The organism is Aminobacter anthyllidis (genome assembly GCF_018555685.1).
Classification (GTDB): Bacteria; Pseudomonadota; Alphaproteobacteria; order Rhizobiales; family Rhizobiaceae; genus Aminobacter; species Aminobacter anthyllidis.
The window spans coordinates 647,478-664,643 of sequence record NZ_JAFLWW010000003.1 but is presented as its reverse complement, the minus strand read 5'-3'; the positions used below and the strand labels follow the sequence as shown (position 1 = coordinate 664,643).

Genomic DNA, 17,166 nt, shown 5'->3' with positions numbered 1-17,166 from the left:
AGGTTAGCCATGCAGACCCGATATCTGAAGCTTCTGGCCGGCGCGCTGGTGGCGCTGCCGCTGTTTGCCGTTCCCGTGATTTCCGCTGACGGAGGAGGCGGCGGCGGTGGAGGCGGAAACGGCGGCGGGATGGGCGGCAGTGGCGGTGGTGGCAGCGGTGGTGACCCGGTCAAATGCCGCACCGGCCTCGTCTACAACAAGAAGACCAAGAAGTGCGAAGCGCCCAAGGCCGGCATGATCGACGACGACAGCCTCTACCTGGCCGGACGGGCGCTGGCCATGGACGGCAAATATGATGACGCGATCAAGGTTCTGACGCTTGCCCAAGACAAGTCCGATGCGCGCATCCTCAACTATCTCGGCTATTCGCACCGCAAGGCGGGGCGCATCCTCGTCGGCCTCGGCTACTACCAGGAAGCGATCCTCAACGATCCCGACTACATGCCCGTCCGCGAGTATATGGGCGAGGCGCACCTGACGCTTGGCGACGTGGCCGGCGCGCGGCTGCAACTGACCGAGATCGAGAGGCGCTGCGGCACGAATTGCCGTGAATACGGCCTGCTGGCCGGGCAGATCGACAGCTACGTCAAAGGCTAGCTTGCCGGCGCTCGTCGGCGTATTTTCGCGACGCGCCGCAAGCATCCGCATTTTCCGGCGTTCAGGCTGGATGAAACGTGGCCTGAAATGCGTTAGCTTCCGAATGGGCAATCTCAGGAGGTGGCAATGCAGTCCCGATATCTGATGCTTGTGGCTGGCGCTTTCGTGGCGCTGCCATTGTTTGCGGTGCCGGTGTTTTCGGCCGATAGCGGCGGGAGCAGCAGCGGCGACGAGGTGAAATGCAACAATGGCGAGGTCTACAACAAGAAGACCAAGAAATGCGAACCGCCCAAGGCGGGCATGATCGACGACGACAGCCTCTATTCAGCTGGCCGCGCGCTTGCCATGGATGGCAAGTATGACGAGGCGATCAAGGTTCTGACGCTCGCTTCCGACAAGACCGATCCGCGCATCCTCAACTATCTCGGCTACTCGCACCGCAAGGCCGGCCGTGTGCTCGTCGGCCTCGGCTATTACCAGGAAGCGCTGCGCAACAACCCCGACTACACGCTGGTGCGCGAATACATGGGCGAGGCGCATTTGATGCTCGGCGACGTCGCCGCTGCCCGCGTGCAGCTGTCGGAGATCGAAAAGCGCTGCGGCAAGGGCTGCCGCGAATACGGCATGCTGGAAGAGCACATCGAGAGCTATCTCAGGGGGTAAGTGAGCGAATAGGGAGTAGCGAATAGGGGGCAGCGAATAGCGAGTAGGGGGATGGCAGCAGCTACTCCCTACTCGCTCGGTGCTGTTGCTCGCAAATGCGGCCTCCCGACACTATCTAAGGCCCATCACGAACAAAGGAGAAGCCTCATGACGACCGAACAGGCAATTCTGGCTGGCGGGTGCTTTTGGGGAATGCAGGATCTGATCCGGCGTCTTCCCGGCGTCGTTTCGACCCGCGTGGGCTATTCGGGCGGCGACGTGGAAAACGCGACCTATCGCAACCATGGCAGCCATGCCGAGGCGATCGAGATCGTTTTCGACACGTCCAAGACGGATTTCCGCAACATGCTGGAGTTCTTCTTCCAGATCCACGATCCCACCACGCGGGACCGCCAGGGCAATGACCGCGGAGCAAGCTATCGCTCGGCGATCTTCTACACCTCCGACGCGCAGCGCCAGGTCGCCGAAGAGACGATCAAGGACGTCGACGCCTCGGGATTGTGGCCGGGCAAGGTGGTGACCGAACTGGTCCCTGCCGGAGACTTCTGGGAGGCCGAGCCGGAGCACCAGGATTATCTCGAGCGTTTCCCGAACGGCTATACCTGCCACTTCGTTCGCCCGGGCTGGAAGCTGCCGCGTCGAGACGCTGCCTGACGGCGGCATTTGTCGACACGCCGGACTGATCAAAGGAGGGATCGGGCGCTGCCCGGTCCCTTTTTCGTTGAATGCCTGCTTTCAGTCGCCGCGCGACAGCCTGACGATGGCGCCGTCGCCTTCGTCGGTCAAAAGCCAGATCGAGCCATCCGGGGCGACAATGACGTCGCGGATGCGGCCGAAGGCGCCGTCCAGGATGCGTTCCTCGTCGAGGATGTTGCCCTTGGCGTCGCGGTCGAGGCGGCTGAGAAGCTCGAACTTCAGCGAGCCGACCAGGAGGTCGCCCTTCCATTCGGGAAACATCTCGCCCTGGTAGCTGGCGAGGCCGGAAGGTGCGATCGACGGATCCCAATAGTACAGCGGCTGCTCGTAGCCCTTGGCCGACGTGCCGATGCCGATCTTTTCGCCGGAATAGTCGCGGCCATAGGTGATCACGGGCCAGCCGTAGTTCTTGCCTGCTTTCGGCCGGTTCAATTCGTCGCCGCCCTGGGCGCCGTGTTCGACCGTGATGAGGCCACCCAGCACCGGGTCATATGTCGCGCCCTGGAGGTTGCGATGGCCCTTCGACCAGATCTCTGCCGCCATGGCCTTGCCGTCGGGCGAAGGATTGTCCGCGGGGATGGAGCCATCCGCGTTGATGCGGATGACCGCACCCGCATGGTCCTGCATGTCCTGCGCCCGGTCACCTTGCCCGCGGTCGCCTGTCGTGACGAACAGCGTGCCGTCGTCGTTGACGACGATTCGCGAGCCGAAGTGATGGCTGGTGCCGGTCTTGCGGTTCATCGAGAAGATGACCTTGACGTCGTCGAGCCGCGCCTTGGCACCGTCCCGGACCAGCTTGGCACGGGCAAGTGCCGTGCCCGCGCCGCCACGGCCAGGCTCGGAGAAGGTGAAGAAGATCGTGCCTGAACGGGCGAAATCGCGGGCCACGGCGATGTCGAGCAGGCCGCCCTGGCCCCGAGCCGCGACGTCCGGCACGCCCGACACCGGCTCCGACAATCCGTCCTGCGACAGGATGCGGATGGCGCCGGTGCGCTCGGTGACGATCGCTTCGTTGCCGGGCAGGAAATCGAGCCCCCAGGGATGGTCGAGACCTTTGGCGACGACATCGGCGCGCAAGGTGACGTTCTCGGTATTGAAGCTCTGGCTTTGGGCGAGGGCCGGCGAACCAGCCAAAACGAACAGGAATGCCAATAGCGGTGTGTTGTTGCTCATCTATCCGACATAGGTGCAATGGCTGGCGTGGCAACCCTGACAGAGCATCAAAGCGGCGCAGGTTCAATCACAAGCGGGTGAGTATGAGTGGGGGCAGGTTATCTGCGCCAAAAGGTCTATGGTGGTTAACGCATTTTTTGACGTGAATTCTGCGACAGGATTGCTATATTCGGTGGAGATAGAGGTGAGACGGTTCCGTTGGCCGAGGCTGCCGGACCGTTTTCTTTTTTTGTGCCTCGCGGCAACAACAGGCAACCGCGCGGCAAAGGCCAGGAGAGGTCGACTATGAACAAGGTTCCGATGACGGCGGGTGGATTCGCCGCGCTGAAGGAAGAGCTGCGCTGGCGCCAGCAGGAAGAGCGCCCGCGCATCATCGAGGCCATCGCCGAGGCGCGTTCGCACGGCGACCTTTCGGAGAACGCCGAGTATCACGCGGCCAAGGAATCGCAGAGCCTCAACGAAGGCCGGGTCAACGAGCTCGAGGACTATATCGCGCGCGCCGAGGTGATCGACGTTGCCAAGCTCAATGGCGACAAGATCAAGTTCGGCGCTACTGTCGTGCTGCTCGACGAGGACACCGAGGAAGAAAAGACCTACCAGATCGTCGGCGACCAGGAAGCCGACGTGAAGTCGGGCCGCATTTCGATCTCCTCGCCGATCGCGCGCGCGCTGATCGGCAAGGAAGTGGGCGACGCCATTGAAGTCAACGCGCCGGGCGGCGCACGCGGCTACGAGATCGTCCAGGTCCAGTTCATCTGAGGCAACAGGCGGCATTGGCTGTGGCGATGCCGGATCAGACACGATGAACAAGGCAGACAACCGCGCCGAGAATGCCGGCGCGGTCGACATGGCGCGAATCGAAGTCATCGCGCCCAATCTCAAGCAGCGGCTTTCCGGCGTCACCAGCACCATCGTGCAGCTGGTGCCGGTGCAGGCGCGCGAGCTCGGCATTGCCGTGCTCGGGCCGGGCCTGCCCGACGACCTGCCCAGGATGCGCTGGTGGCAGTTGCCGTCGCTGCTCAGGCGGCCGGCATCCGGCCGACCGCGGATCTGGCATGCCAGGCGCAACACCGAGATGGTGGCAGGGCTTTTGCTGCGCCACATCTTCCGGGCGCAGATCAGGCTGGTTTTCACCTCCGCCGCGCAGCGCGACCATAGGCCATTCACCAAATGGCTGATCCGCCAGATGGATGGCGTGATCGCGACGAGTCGACTATCGGGGCGTTTCCTCGAAGTGCCACACAAGGTGGTGATGCACGGTGTGGATCTTGAGAAATTCCACCCGCCGCGTACCGCTGACGATGAATTTGCAGCGACTGGCTTGCCCGGAAAACATGCCATCGGCTGCTTCGGCCGCGTGCGTCATTCGAAGGGCACGGACCTGTTCGTCGATGCGATGATTTCGCTTCTGCCGCAGCATCCCGAGTGGACGGCCGTCATCACCGGCCGGGTTACAGCGGAGCACAAGGGATTCGCCGACGAACTCAGGCAGCGGATTGCCGCCGCCGGGCTTTCGGAGCGCATCCTGCTGCTCGGCGAGGTGCCCGACGTGGCGGTGTGGTACCGGCGCGTGACGCTCTATGTCGCGCCGTCGCGCAACGAAGGTTTCGGGCTGACGCCGCTCGAGGCGATGGCCTCGCGCACGGCTGTCGTCGCCAGCGACGCCGGGTCCTATTCGGAGATCATCACACCTGGCGTGACCGGCGATTTTGTTGCCGCCAACGATGGCGACGCGCTGCGCGATGCGATCAGGCCTTATTTCGTCGACCCGGCACTGGCCGAAACCCATGGCGCTGCCGGGCTAGAGGATGTGTCGAAGCGGTTTCGGCTCGAAAACGAGGCCGCCGGGCTGCGCGAGGCTTATGACCTGGTATGGGCGAAGGGCTAGCGGGGGCCTCGGGGGTGCGTGCCGGCTGCTGTAGTGACTGCCGGGTCCCTTAACATCCTAATGCAAGTGCCGCTTAAGTATTTGGTATTTCTCGCATTGCGGTCGTTCTGCTTTCCGTTTCTCCACCAGGGGCTGCAGCAAAACGTAATTTGTGCGGGAGAACACTTGGTCGCCTGAAATAGTGCTGAATTCCTGGACGGGGTTGCTCTATGTTGACCCGTCATGCGCCCCCGGCTTGCTGCGCGCCCTCGCTTGCCTTATGGCAACCGCGGGCCGGGGGCACGATTATGGTAGAGATCGTGCTTTGAATATCTATTTTATCAACCTCGACCGGTCGCCAGGCCGGCTCGACTGGTTCATGGCGCAGGTTGCCGGCGTGGACGTCGCGACGGTCCGTGTGCCGGCGGTCGACGCCAAGCAACTGCCCGACGAGGAATTCGAGCGCCTGCGGCGCCTGTCCTCCGGCGTCAATTCGATGTCGCCCGCCGAAATGGCCTGCCTGCTCAGCCACCGCAAGGCGTGGGCACTGGTCGCCGAAGGCGAGGATGACTGGGCGTTCGTCGCCGAAGACGACATCCATTTCTCGGCCGATGCGGCGAATTTTTTGAATTCAGATCGGTGGATTCCGGCGGGGGTGGATATCGTCAGGGCCGAAACGGATCTGGCCCGGGCCGAATTGTCCCACAAGACCTGGGGCGAGCCTGCCGGACATGAGCTGCGCAGGCTGAAGTCCGCGCAATTGGGATCGGCTGGCTATTTCGTGTCGAGGAGTGCCGCGCGCCGTTTGCTCGACCACACGGAACGCCACTGCGAGCCGGCCGACGTCATTCTCTATTCGCCGGAGGATGGCATGCTTGGAGAATTCGTGGTGCTGCAGCTGATGCCGGCATTCTGCATTCAGGACATGTGGGCGCTGAACGCTACCGTTGGCGGCTCGCTGACGAGCCAGATTGCCCAGGACCGACGCCAATTCCACCGCAGCGATCCTCGTTCCGCACGGCGGCGCGGGATGGCAAAGCTCACGCATGAATTCTGGCGCGTCGGGCGGCAGCTGGCGAGGCCCTTCCGCATGGCCTTGCTGGCGACTGCCAGGCAGTCGGTCTTCAAGAAGGTGTCCATCGACTTGACCACGCAATCAGATACTCAGCGTGCAAGGTAAGCGTACGCGGGAATGAAGATCTTTGTCATCAATCTGGACCGTGCACCCGAGCGCCTCGAGCGCATGGCGTCGCTGTTTGGCGAACTGGGGCTCGACTTCACCAGGGTGGCTGCCGTCGACGGCCGCGACCTGACGGACCAGCAGGCGAGTGGCGCCCGGAAGGGCATGTACTACGACCTCGGCAACGGCGAGATCGGCTGCTTTCTCAGTCACATCAAGTGCTGGGACGCTGCGGCGAAGGATGTGGCCGAGTACAACGCGATCTTCGAGGATGACGTTCACTTCGGGGCCGGGGCACGAGAATTGCTTGCGGACACCAGCTGGATTCCGACGGATGCCGACGTGGTAAAGCTCGAAACGACACTCGTGCGCACGCTGGTCGACCGCGCTAGCGTAGCCCGCGCAGGCGACCGGTCGGTGCGGCGGTTGCGCAAAACACATCCGGGGACGGGCGCCTACATCGTTTCGCGGAAAGGCGCGCGCAAGTTGCTGGAACTGAGCACGGATTTCGCCGACCCGGTCGACCAGTTCATGTTCAATCCGGTCTCCGTCGCCTGGAATGCTTTGACTATCTACCAGGTCGATCCTGCGATCTGCGTGCAGGAGGTGGTCGTCGGCAAGGACGGTTCCACCGATGCCCTCGCAAGCGGGCTCAAGCACGAGCGGCCGGTGCAGGAAAAGGCGCGTGGCACGGAAAAGCTGATGAAGGAGATTGGCAGACCGCTGGGACGCCTCGCCGCGTCCGTCGGCGCAAGCCTCCGGGGACAGCGATGGGGCAAGGTGCGGTTCCGTTGACCAGCGCCGGCGGCTTACTGGGGGCAAGACGTGAACGATCGTGCAATGAACATCTACCTGATCAATCTGGATCGCTCTCCGGAGCGGCTGGCCCGCATGGCCACGATCTTCGGCGGTCTCGGCCTGGACTTCACAAGGATTCCGGCTGTCGACGGGGCGAAGCTGATCGCCGAGGGCAAGCTGCGCCAGCCAGAACGGGCAGGGCTGATCTACCAGCTCGGACCAGGTGAAACGGGCTGCTTTCTCAGCCACAGGGCGTGCTGGGAGGCGATCGCGAGCGCCGAACAGGATCACGCGGCGGTCTTCGAGGACGACGTCCACTTCGGATCCGGTCTCGTCGAACTGCTGAGCCGAGACGACTGGATTCCCGCCGATGCCGACGTGGTGAAGCTTGAAACCACCAGGGTGCACACCTTGATCGAACGCAAGCACGTGCAGGCGCCTGCTGGGCGGTCGCTCAAAAGATTAAGGGCGGCTCACACGGGCACCAGCGGCTACATCATCTCCAAGGCCGCAGCACGGAAGCTGTTTGACTTGAGCAAGGACTTCGCCGACCCGGTCGACCAGTTCATGTTCAATCCGGCCTGCACCGGTTGGGCTCATCTGACGACCTACCAGCTGGCACCCGCCATTTGTATCCAGGATATGTTCTTTGAAGCCGGTGGTGTGGCCGGGCGGATCGCCAGTACCCTCGACAACGAGCGACCCGAACTGAAAAGCTCAAAGAAGAAGATGAGCAAGCCGCTGCGCGAGCTGATCAGGCCGCTGCAAAAGGCCTGGTGGTTCGTGGATTCGCGGATGCGCGGCCTGCAGCGTCTGCGGGTGCCGTTCGGCTAGGGCCGGCGCCGAAGCGCCCCCTAAATCGACACCAGCCCGTCGTCCTTGACCTGGCGGATGGTCAGCGCCGTGCGCACGGTGTCGACATTGGGTGAGGACGTCAGCTCCTCGATGACGAAGGTCTGGAAGGTGCCGAGGTCGGGCGCCAGGCAGTGCAGCATGAAGTCGGATTCGCCCGATACCATCCAGGCGCTGCGGACGATCGGCCAGCCGCGCGTGCGGTCGGCGAAGGCCTTGAGGTCGACTTCCGACTGGCGGTTGAGGCCGACGAGGCAGAAGGCGACGACGTCCATGCCGAGTGCCGGGGCGTTGAGCAAAGCGCGGTAGCGCTGGATGATGCCTTCGTCCTCGAGGCGCTTGACGCGGCGCAGGCACGGCGGCGCCGAAATGCCGACGCGGCGCGACAGTTCGACATTGGTCATGCGACCGTCGTCTTGAAGCTCGCGCAGGATCTTCCAATCGATGGCGTCGAGATCGGCCTTGATGGGCATGTGCGCTCCGGGACTCGCGCAAGAATCTTGCGCATTCACGTAATTAAACTACTCGCATCGGTTGGGGAACCCGAGCCCGACCCAAATGCAAATCACGCTGCGTTCGGCGACGTGTCGGAGGCGAGGCAGTCAAGCTTTCGGGGGAGTAACATCTTGCCGCCTTGCGCGGGGTATGGGTGAACACCTAGATTAGGGACGACCCGCGGCCCGTTTGACGGGATGCCGTTTTTCCATCGACTATGAAGGCCCTTCGATGACCGCCAAACATGCGCCAGTTCTTATCATCGGTTCGGGTCCCGCCGGCTACACGGCGGCGATCTACGCGGCGCGCGCCATGCTCAAGCCGATGCTCGTCGCCGGCATGCAGCAGGGCGGCCAGCTGATGATCACCACCGACGTCGAAAACTATCCCGGCTTCGCCGAGCCGATCCAGGGCCCGTGGCTGATGGAGCAGATGCGGGCGCAGGCCGAGCATGTCGGCACCGAGATGGTCCACGACATCATCACCGCGGTCGATCTCGATGTCAGGCCGTTCCGCGCCATCGGCGATTCCGGCACCATCTACACCGCAGACGCATTGATCATCGCCACCGGTGCCCAGGCCAAATGGCTTGGCCTGCCGTCCGAGCAGGTGTTCCAGGGCTTTGGCGTTTCGGCTTGCGCCACCTGCGACGGCTTCTTCTACCGCGGCAAGGACGTGGTGGTCGTCGGCGGCGGCAATTCGGCGGTCGAGGAAGCGCTCTATCTTTCCAACCTCGCCAAGACGGTGACGGTGGTGCACCGGCGCGACCATTTCCGCGCCGAACGCATCTTGCAGGAGCGGCTGTTTGCCAAGGACAACATCAAGGTGATCTGGGATCACGCCGTCGAGGAAATCGTCGGGGCGCCGGCCAAGAAGCCGCTGCCGCCTTCGGTCGACGGTGTCAGGCTCAGGAACGTTCATAGCGGTGAAATCACCGAGATGGCGACGCATGGCGTGTTCGTGGCGATCGGCCACGCGCCAGCGGTCGAGCTGTTCGTCGGCAAGCTCAAGCAGAAGCCGAACGGCTATCTCTGGACCGAGGCGAATTCGACCCGCACCAACGTGCCGGGCGTGTTTGCCGCCGGTGACGTGACCGACGACATCTACCGCCAGGCGGTGACGGCAGCCGGCCTGGGCTGCATGGCGGCACTTGAAGCCGAAAAGTACCTGGCCGGAGTTGAAGTGCATCGCGAAGCGGCCGAATAGGCCGACCAAACGCCTGACATAAGAGGGGAAAAATGGCGTTGGATTGGGATAAGTTGCGCGTGTTCCACGCAGCGGCGGAGGCTGGCTCGTTCACGCACGCAGCGGAGACGCTGAGGCTGTCGCAGTCGGCGATCTCGCGCCAGGTGAGCGCGCTCGAACACGACATCGGCGTGCCGCTGTTCCACCGCCACGCGCGCGGCCTGGTGCTGACCGAGCAGGGCGAGATGCTGTTTCGCACCGCGCATGACGTCTTGATGAAGCTCGAGACGATCAAGACCAGGCTGACCGAAACCAAGGACCGTCCGTCTGGCGTGCTCAAGGTGACGACGACTGTCGGCCTCGGCGCCGGCTGGCTCACCGAACGCATCCAGGAGTTTCTTGAACTCTACCCCGACATCCACATCCAGTTGATCCTCGCCAATGAGGAACTGGACTTGACCATGCGCCAGGCGGACTGCGCCATCCGCCTGCGCCAGCCGCAGCAGCCGGACCTGATCCAGCGCCGGCTGTTCACCGTGCATTTCCACCTCTATGCCTCGCCCGCTTACGTCAACAAATACGGCAAGCCCGAATCCATCGCCGATCTCAAGAACCACCGCATCGTCACCTTTGGCGTGCCGGTGCCGACACATTTGAGCGAGCTCAACTGGCTGGAGACGGTCGGCGACTTCGAGGGCGGCCAGCGCGTGCCGACGCTGCAGATCAACGACATCCTGTCGATCAAGAAGGCGGTGCAGACAGGTGCCGGCATCGCCATGCTGCCCGACTACGTCATCGGCAAGGATGCAGGACTGGTGCAACTCCTGCCCGAAACCGAGGTGCCATCCTTCGACACCTATTTCGCCTATCCCGATGCGATGCGGGAGCAGGCCAAGCTGCACGTGTTCCGCGATTTCGTCATCGCCAAGGCCCGCAGCTGGGCCTTCTAGGCTCGCATCCGCGATAATCATGCCTGCCGTGAACTGCCCTCGTATCGGCGAGGGCAGGGCGATGTCGTTTTGGCCCGCGGCGGCCTGATCTACGGCGTCGATCTCATTGGCGCGCGCATGCTGGCGCTCCAGGCGCACATCAGCTCCATCACATCGACCGGCGAAACCCGTAGCCTTCGGCCGCGCCATCGACATGCTGACGCCGATTTCGCGTCCGGCAGGGCATCTTGCCGCTTGATATGCAGGTATTTGCCTGCATCACTTGACATGCAGGTAAATGACTGCATATTAACAATCGCAAGTGAGTGAGGACGATGGACGCCGACGACGTATTCAAGGCCTTGAGCGACCCGACACGCAGGAAGCTTCTCGATCTTCTGTACGAGAAGAACGGGCAGACCCTGGGCGAGTTGTGCGCAAACCTCGATATGGCCCGGCAATCGGCTACGCAGCATCTCGGCATCCTGGAAGCGGCCAATCTGGTGAGCACGGTCAAGCGTGGCCGCGAAAAGCTGCATTTCATCAACCCCGTTCCGATCCACGAGGTCTACGAACGGTGGGTGCGCAAGTTCGAAATCCAGCGGCTCAGCCTGCTGCACGATCTGAAGAAAGAGCTCGAAGGAGAATGACAATGACCCAGGAAAAGACCAGCTTTGTCTATGTGACCTACATCATCTCGACGCCGGAAAAAGTGTTCGAAGCCATCACCAAACCGGACCTTGCAAGGCGCTATTGGGGCCACGAAAACGTCTCCGACTGGCGTGCCGGATCGAAATGGGAACATGTCGAGGCCGATGATGAGCGGGCAGTCAAGATTGTCGGCAAGGTCGTCGAGACCGCGCCGCCGAGCCGCCTCGTCATCACCTGGGCAGACCCGTCCGAGGCTGCAAATCCGGCAAGCTACAGCCGGGTGGCGTTCGACATCGAGGAATACGACAACATGGTTCGGCTCACCGTCACCCATGATGAACTCGAAGCCGGAAGCGGCATGGCGAAGGGCATCAGCAAGGGCTGGCCGATTGTGCTGTCGAGCCTGAAATCCTTCCTCGAAACAGGTCGTCCGCTCGACATTTTTGCCAAGCCGAAAGCGGCCTGACGCTTCGGCAGGCCAGCAGGAGAATGACGATGACCAAGGTCTATGCCGGCGGCTGCGCCTGTGGCGCGATCCGCTATGAAACGAGCAACGAGCCGATCTTCGAGAACCACTGCCAGTGCCTGGACTGCCAGAAGCGAAGCGGCACCGGGCACGGATCGTACCTGACGTTCCCCCGGCGCGCCGAGATGGCGATCACGGGCGAAGCGAGCACCTGGCGGGTCGCCAGCGACAGCGGCAGCGAAAAGGTGCACGCGTTCTGTCCGACCTGCGGAACGCCGGTCTATCTGACATTCGTCGCCATGCCGGAGCTGATCGCGATCAACGCGACCAGCCTTGATGACCCGGGTCAGTTCCATCCGCAGGCGGTCACATACACCATCCGCGGCCATGGCTGGGACACTTTGGATCCGGCGTTGCAGATGTTTGCGCGAATGCCGCACGGCTAGGCCTGTTCATTTCAGGCTCCCGGCTCCGCGCCACGGCGTCAGGCGCGGCAGCCATCCCGGAACGTTGGCGCGGTAGGCTTCGTATTCGGCACCGTACTGCCTGAGGAGTACCGGCTCCTCGTAGAGACGGACGAAGGTCGCCATCGTCGCGGCCATGAGCGCGGCATAGGCCGCGAGTGGCCAGGCCGCGAAGATCAGCGCCTGGCCGAGGATGATCGACAGCACGGCGACATACATCGGGTTGCGCACATGGCGGTAGATGCCGCCGATGACCAGCCTGTCGGTCGGCGCGATCGGGGCGGGGGTGCCGAGCCCTTCCAGCGCGAAACGCGCGAAGGCGTGCAGCAGCACGCCGAGGCTGGCCGCAACGAGGATCGCCCCGGCACCGACCAGCGGCCAGGGGGCCAGCGGCAGGCCGTAGTGCCGGCTCAGCAGCCAGGGGACGAGTCCGGCGACGACGCCAGGTGCCGCGGTGAAGAAGACGGCGCTGCCGAGGATGGCGGATGGTTTTCGCAAGCCTGCACTCCTCTTGATCTCCAAGGTCGAATTCAGGGCATGTTGCCTATTGCCGTTGCTTCCGCCGCAACATTGATCTTGTCGTGCCCGATTTGCCAGCATCGCTCGGTGAGGGGCATTTGGCGCCGGTTTTGACCCCGACATGACGCGGAGTGTGCACTGCAGCATGGCCAAAAGTCGATTTTCGGGGCCAAAACTGGTCCTATCGGCCTTCTAACACTGTTGGACCACAGCCTGTATGTTTTTGCATGCGTGCGTTGCAAAATAGATGCTTGTTTGTTGGGCAAGGAGAGCACATATATTGATCATCTCCAGGGCGCGTTCCTCCTCCCATTAGCGCCCTCGAGTGTTCCCCTCTGGAGGTTAGCCTTAATCGGCACTTCCAAACAAACTCAGCCGGATCTTCTTGGATCCGGCTTTTTTGTTGCCTGAAACAGGCCAAATCTCCCGCGTAACAGTGACATGTAACCCCCGGTAACATTCCCCGGACCTCGCGACGCGCCTAGCTTTTACATGGACGCGGTGATGGTGCGTCGGGAGATGGGGGCATCACCCGAACGTGCCGGGCTTAGGCAACGCGCCGCGTCCAGCAGATTGCCAACGACCCAAGCGTTGGCCACGTAGCGGCGGACCTGCCGTCCCGCCTCCCGCGGAACGGTCCGCAAAAAGCGGTGTCCGAGGATATCCTCGGGCGCCGCTTTTATTTTGTCGGCGGCCGGTCAAGGCTGGGCGACATTCCTGCGAATCCATGTTTCGCCAAACATGGCCGTAACGATCTCTTGGGGGACATTCATGAGTAAGACAGGTGTGGGCAAGGCGGGCGCGGCCAAGGCGGGCGCGGCCAAGGTCTACAGCGGCGGCTGCCTTTGTGGCGCGGTCCGCTTCGAGGCGATCGGCCCGGCCGGCAAGCCGCATACCTGCTCGTGCCGGATGTGCCAGCGCCACACCGGCGCACTGACCGCTGCGTGGGTCGAGTTTCCAAGCGACCGGGTGACGTGGACCGGGCCGGGCGGTGCGCCAGCGGTCTATCGCTCGTCGGACTATTCCAGCCGCGCCTTCTGCCCGGCCTGCGGCAGTTCGTTCGGCGCGCTCGACGACGCGCCGGTGGTGGCACTGCTGCTCGGCGTCTTCGACAAGCCCGGCGCGATCGAGTTCATGCCGACCGGCCACTCGTTCAAGGGCGGGCGGCCGAAATGGTGGCATGTCGAGGCGAAAGCGGGTTAGGGCGCAACTGGACGCGCGCACCAGGCCAGCTCTTTATCACATATAGAGCTTTGCGGGGTCCTTGCCGGCATAGAGCTGGCCGACCTCGGCGGCGTAGCCATTGAACAGCTGCGTCGGCACCAGTTCGCCCGTCGCCAGCACACGCTCCTTGGCCTGGCTCCAGCGCGGGTGCGGTACCTCGGGATTCACATTGGCCCAGAAGCCGTATTCGCTCGGCTGGATCGCTTCCCACAGGCCGACCGGCTGCTCGGCGACGAAGTCGATCTTGCGGATCGACTTGATCGACTTGAAGCCATACTTCCACGGCAGTGCCAGGCGTAGCGGCGCGCCGAACTGCTTGGCCAGCGGCTTGTCATAGGCACCGGTGACGAGGAAGGGCAGGTCGAGTGCCGCCTCCTCGATGGTGACGCCCTCGACATAGGGCCAGGGATAGACGAAGTCGTTCTGGCCCGGCGCCATGACAGGGTCGAGGAAGGTCTCGAAACGGATGAATTTCGCGTCCGCCTTGGGGCTTGCCATGGCGACAAGCGCCTTCAGCGGGAAGCCGCTCCACGGGATCGTCATCGACCAGGCCTCGACGCAGCGGTGGCGATAGAGCCGCGTCTCCAGAGGGAACTTCCGGATCAGGTCGTCGATGGCGAGCGTCATCGGCTTGTCGACGAGACCGCCGATCTGGACCTCCCAAGGCCGCGTCTTGAGCATCTGGGCGCTCGCCGCGATCTCCTTGTAGGTGCCGTATTCGTAGAAGTTGTTGTAGTTGGCGTTGATCTCTTCGGGCGTCAGGGGACGGTCGAGCTTGTAGGCGGCATTCGGCTTGGCCGGATAGAGATCGGCGGTCGGATCCGCCTCCTCGGCGCGCGCGCTACGGGGCAGGGCAGCGGCCGCCAGGCCCAGCCCCATGCCGGCCAAAATGCTGCGCCGGTTGAGGAAGATGTGCTCGGGCGTCGCCAGCGCTTCCGATATCGCCCAGGACGGGCGGCGGTGAATGAATGCCATGCTTGCTCTCCAATAGGCCGACCGCAAGGTCGCCCCTGCGGACGGCGAAATCAACGCTGTCACGTTCACATACGCGTGGGAACGTCGTCGTGTTACGGCGCCGTCCATCAAGAGAAAGTGAAAATCCAGGGCAGTGGGGCTGGTGTCCTCCCTCCCCCTAGTGGGGAGGGATAGAGGGTGGGGGTTGTCTAAGGCACTACCGGGTGTCGGCCGCAAGGCAAGTCAAGATACCCCCACCCCTTAACCCCTCCCCACAAGAAGGAGGGCCTCCTGGCGGCGGCACACGCCGGCCGTCACGCCGCCTTGCCGCCCGACTGCATCGCCTCGTCGGCGAGGCGGCCGGTGAGTTCGGCCATGTGGTCGAACTCGGCGCGGTAGGTCGCAGCACCCGCTGTCGCCGATCGCAGTTCGATGATCAGGTCGCCGATCTCCGATTGCGGCATCGTCGCCTCGACGACATCCCAGCCGGGCCAGTCGGCGCGGGCATCGTAGCCCAGGATCTGGCCACGGCGCTGCGGCACCAGCGCGATGATGCGGGCCGTTGCGTCGGACGGCGTGAAGATCTCGACCTTCATGACCGGTTCTAGCAGCACCGGCGAGCAGCTCGGCATGCCTTCCTTCATCGCGATCTTGGCGGCCATCTGGAATGCCATGTCGGAGGAGTCGACCGAGTGGAACGAGCCGTCGGACAGGTTGACCGATATGTCGACGACGGGGAAGCCGAGCGGGCCGGTCTTGAGGAAGTCGCGCGCGCCTGCTTCGACCGACAGAATGTATTGCTTGGGCACGACGCCGCCGGTGATGGTGTCGGTGAACTCGAAACCGGAGCCGCGCGGCAGCGGCTTGATCTCGATGACGACGTCGCCGAACTGGCCGTGACCTCCCGACTGCTTCTTGTGGCGGCCGCGCTGCTGGACAGCCTTGCGGATCGTCTCGCGGTAAGGCACAGCCGGCGCGTGACCCTCGACGGCGATCTGGTTGCGCCCTTCGAGGCGCTCGCGCACGACCCTCAGATGCATCTCGCCATGGCCCGACAGCACCGTCTCGGCGGAATCCTGGTTGTGATGCAGGGATAGCGAAGGATCTTCCTCCGCCAGCCGCTGGATCGCCGCCGACATCTTGACCTCGTCCTTGCGCTCCTTGGGGCGCAGGGCAAAGGCATAGACCGGCTTCGGCGGCTCGAGGCTGACCAGCGGCTTGATGCCGCCCTTGGCCGAAGTCAGTGTCTGGCCGGTCGCGACATTTTCAAGCTTGCCGAGCGCGACCGTGTCGCCGGACGTGGCGTTGGGCTGTTTCGTCTGGTCCTTGCCGAGCATGCGATAGATGCCCGAAACCTTGGCGGTGTCGGTTGAGTTGAGCCAGAGTTCGGCGCCATCAGTGACCTGGCCGGAAAGAATGCGCGACACCGACAGCTTGCCGGCATGCGAGGTGTGGATGGTCTTCATCACCTGCACCACGGCGGCATTGCCATCGGCAAGGCCGAGCCGCTTGCGCGTCGCCTCGATGTCGGGGGCATCGTGGCGGATCGCCTTGAGCAGGCGCAGCGCGCCGTTGCCCTTTTCGGCCGAGCCGATCAGGACCGGGGTGACCGAGCCGTCGCGCAGGTCTGCGGCGAGGTCGTCGAAGATCTCGTCCTTGGGCGGCTCGATCTCCTCGAGCAACTGTTCCATCAACTGGTCGTCGTGGTCGGCCAGCGTTTCCAGCATGGCGAAGCGGGCTTCGAGCTCGCGCGCCTTCTCGTCGCCGGGAATTTCGGCGATCTCGCTCTCGGCGTATTCGCGGTAGATGTAGGCGCGCTCCAGCGCCAGGTCGATCGAGCCGACGATGACGCCGTCCTTGCGCAGCGGGATCTGGCGCAGCAACAGCGGCGTGCGACTGACCGGCTGCAGCAGCTTCAGCGTATCGCGCACGCCAGCCGGCGCCTTGTCGATCTTGTTGAGGAACAGGATACGCGGCACGCCAAGATCGTCGAGCTTGCGCATGATCAGCTGCAAGGCGGGAATCTTCTTCTCGTCGGGCTCGGCAACGACCACGGCGAGGTCGCAGGCGGCAAGGATGGGATCAGCCTCGAAGGCGAACTCCACCGAGCCGGGACAGTCGACGAAGGTGATGCTCTCGCCCATGAACTGGGTGGTGGCGAAGACCGCCTCGACGCTCATGGCATGCGCCTTGGCCTCGGCGGAGTGGTCTGAGACCGTGTTGCCGGAGGCGACCGGATGCTGCTTGGGGATAGCGCCCGTGCGGGCGAGAAGTGCTTCGAGAAGTGTGGTTTTACCGCTGGCGAAGGGACCGACGATGGCGATGCACTTCGGTCCCGTGCGTCTTCCTCCGGCGCGACTACCCATAAGAGCTGACCTCCACTCAGGCATTTTTTCCCTGAATGCGGCGGCCGGCCTGTTCGGCCGTCGCGGGCAACTACGTCTGTGGACTTC

The 17,166-nt window shown here is 63.4% G+C and carries 19 protein-coding genes; 14 read left to right on the top strand and 5 right to left on the bottom strand.

Features of this window, described 5'->3' with window-relative positions; translation table 11 throughout:
* Positions 1 to 9 precede the first annotated feature (9 nt).
* From J1C56_RS12770 to msrA, 3 genes are all read left to right on the top strand, one after another.
* On the top strand, positions 10 to 597 hold the full coding sequence (locus J1C56_RS12770; protein ID WP_214389638.1) for a tetratricopeptide repeat protein: 588 nt from the start codon (positions 10 to 12) through the stop codon (positions 595 to 597).
* 126 nt (positions 598 to 723) lie between these two features.
* Positions 724 to 1,260, top strand: coding sequence for a tetratricopeptide repeat protein (locus tag J1C56_RS12765; RefSeq protein ID WP_214389636.1), 537 nt, complete (start codon positions 724 to 726; stop codon positions 1,258 to 1,260).
* A 147-nt stretch (positions 1,261 to 1,407) separates the two neighbouring features.
* Positions 1,408 to 1,914 carry a peptide-methionine (S)-S-oxide reductase MsrA gene (gene msrA, locus J1C56_RS12760; protein ID WP_214389635.1) on the top strand — a complete coding sequence of 169 codons (507 nt, stop codon included), beginning with the start codon at positions 1,408 to 1,410 and terminating at the stop codon, positions 1,912 to 1,914.
* 81 nt (positions 1,915 to 1,995) lie between these two features.
* On the opposite strand, the gene J1C56_RS12755 is transcribed toward msrA, so the two are convergent.
* Complete coding sequence (locus J1C56_RS12755) at positions 1,996 to 3,129, bottom strand: PQQ-dependent sugar dehydrogenase (RefSeq protein ID WP_214389633.1); 1,134 nt, start codon at positions 3,127 to 3,129, stop codon at positions 1,996 to 1,998.
* A gap of 285 nt (positions 3,130 to 3,414) precedes the next feature.
* On the opposite strand from J1C56_RS12755, the gene greA reads away from it, so the two are divergent.
* From greA to J1C56_RS12730, 5 genes are all read left to right on the top strand, one after another.
* The gene (gene greA / locus J1C56_RS12750; RefSeq protein ID WP_214389630.1) at positions 3,415 to 3,888 is read left to right on the top strand and encodes a transcription elongation factor GreA; all 474 of its coding nucleotides are present in this window, start codon (positions 3,415 to 3,417) and stop codon (positions 3,886 to 3,888) included.
* A 43-nt stretch (positions 3,889 to 3,931) separates the two neighbouring features.
* On the top strand, positions 3,932 to 5,017 hold the full coding sequence (locus J1C56_RS12745) for a glycosyltransferase family 4 protein (protein WP_246591328.1): 1,086 nt from the start codon (positions 3,932 to 3,934) through the stop codon (positions 5,015 to 5,017).
* A gap of 259 nt (positions 5,018 to 5,276) precedes the next feature.
* Complete coding sequence (locus J1C56_RS12740; RefSeq protein ID WP_214389628.1) at positions 5,277 to 6,176, top strand: glycosyltransferase family 25 protein; 900 nt, start codon at positions 5,277 to 5,279, stop codon at positions 6,174 to 6,176.
* Positions 6,177 to 6,188: 12 nt separating this feature from the next.
* On the top strand, positions 6,189 to 6,971 hold the full coding sequence (locus tag J1C56_RS12735) for a glycosyltransferase family 25 protein (protein WP_214389626.1): 783 nt from the start codon (positions 6,189 to 6,191) through the stop codon (positions 6,969 to 6,971).
* Between the two features lie 45 nt (positions 6,972 to 7,016).
* Positions 7,017 to 7,808: a glycosyltransferase family 25 protein gene (locus J1C56_RS12730; protein WP_214389624.1), complete on the top strand. Its 792-nt coding sequence runs from the start codon at positions 7,017 to 7,019 to the stop codon at positions 7,806 to 7,808.
* Positions 7,809 to 7,828: 20 nt separating this feature from the next.
* On the opposite strand, the gene J1C56_RS12725 is transcribed toward J1C56_RS12730, so the two are convergent.
* Positions 7,829 to 8,299, bottom strand: a complete 471-nt coding sequence (locus J1C56_RS12725) for an Lrp/AsnC family transcriptional regulator (protein WP_214389622.1) — start codon at positions 8,297 to 8,299, stop codon at positions 7,829 to 7,831.
* A gap of 253 nt (positions 8,300 to 8,552) precedes the next feature.
* Here J1C56_RS12725 and trxB point away from each other — a divergent pair, with 253 nt between their 5' ends.
* The 5 genes from trxB to J1C56_RS12700 all read left to right on the top strand — a co-directional run bounded on the left by trxB (position 8,553) and on the right by J1C56_RS12700 (position 11,998).
* Positions 8,553 to 9,527, top strand: coding sequence for a thioredoxin-disulfide reductase (gene trxB, locus J1C56_RS12720; RefSeq protein ID WP_214389620.1), 975 nt, complete (start codon positions 8,553 to 8,555; stop codon positions 9,525 to 9,527).
* 32 nt (positions 9,528 to 9,559) lie between these two features.
* Positions 9,560 to 10,456 (top strand): LysR family transcriptional regulator, encoded by an 897-nt coding sequence (locus tag J1C56_RS12715; protein WP_214389618.1) that lies wholly within the window; start codon positions 9,560 to 9,562, stop codon positions 10,454 to 10,456.
* A gap of 314 nt (positions 10,457 to 10,770) precedes the next feature.
* Positions 10,771 to 11,085 carry an ArsR/SmtB family transcription factor gene (locus tag J1C56_RS12710; protein ID WP_214389617.1) on the top strand — a complete coding sequence of 105 codons (315 nt, stop codon included), beginning with the start codon at positions 10,771 to 10,773 and terminating at the stop codon, positions 11,083 to 11,085.
* Positions 11,086 to 11,087: 2 nt separating this feature from the next.
* Positions 11,088 to 11,552, top strand: coding sequence for an SRPBCC family protein (locus tag J1C56_RS12705; protein WP_214389615.1), 465 nt, complete (start codon positions 11,088 to 11,090; stop codon positions 11,550 to 11,552).
* A gap of 29 nt (positions 11,553 to 11,581) precedes the next feature.
* Entirely contained in the window at positions 11,582 to 11,998 is a 417-nt protein-coding gene (locus tag J1C56_RS12700) for a GFA family protein (RefSeq protein ID WP_214389606.1), read from the top strand.
* 6 nt (positions 11,999 to 12,004) lie between these two features.
* On the opposite strand, the gene J1C56_RS12695 is transcribed toward J1C56_RS12700, so the two are convergent.
* Positions 12,005 to 12,514 carry a methyltransferase family protein gene (locus tag J1C56_RS12695; protein ID WP_214389604.1) on the bottom strand — a complete coding sequence of 170 codons (510 nt, stop codon included), beginning with the start codon at positions 12,512 to 12,514 and terminating at the stop codon, positions 12,005 to 12,007.
* A 792-nt stretch (positions 12,515 to 13,306) separates the two neighbouring features.
* Between J1C56_RS12695 and J1C56_RS12690 the strand changes: the two genes are divergently transcribed.
* The gene (locus J1C56_RS12690) at positions 13,307 to 13,738 is read left to right on the top strand and encodes a GFA family protein (RefSeq protein WP_214389602.1); all 432 of its coding nucleotides are present in this window, start codon (positions 13,307 to 13,309) and stop codon (positions 13,736 to 13,738) included.
* Positions 13,739 to 13,774: 36 nt separating this feature from the next.
* Here J1C56_RS12690 and msrP read toward each other — a convergent pair whose 3' ends face one another.
* Both msrP and J1C56_RS12680 read right to left on the bottom strand, forming a co-directional pair.
* On the bottom strand, positions 13,775 to 14,734 hold the full coding sequence (gene msrP, locus J1C56_RS12685) for a protein-methionine-sulfoxide reductase catalytic subunit MsrP (RefSeq protein ID WP_214389600.1): 960 nt from the start codon (positions 14,732 to 14,734) through the stop codon (positions 13,775 to 13,777).
* 293 nt (positions 14,735 to 15,027) lie between these two features.
* The gene (locus J1C56_RS12680; protein WP_214389592.1) at positions 15,028 to 17,079 is read right to left on the bottom strand and encodes an elongation factor G; all 2,052 of its coding nucleotides are present in this window, start codon (positions 17,077 to 17,079) and stop codon (positions 15,028 to 15,030) included.
* Positions 17,080 to 17,166 lie beyond the last annotated feature (87 nt).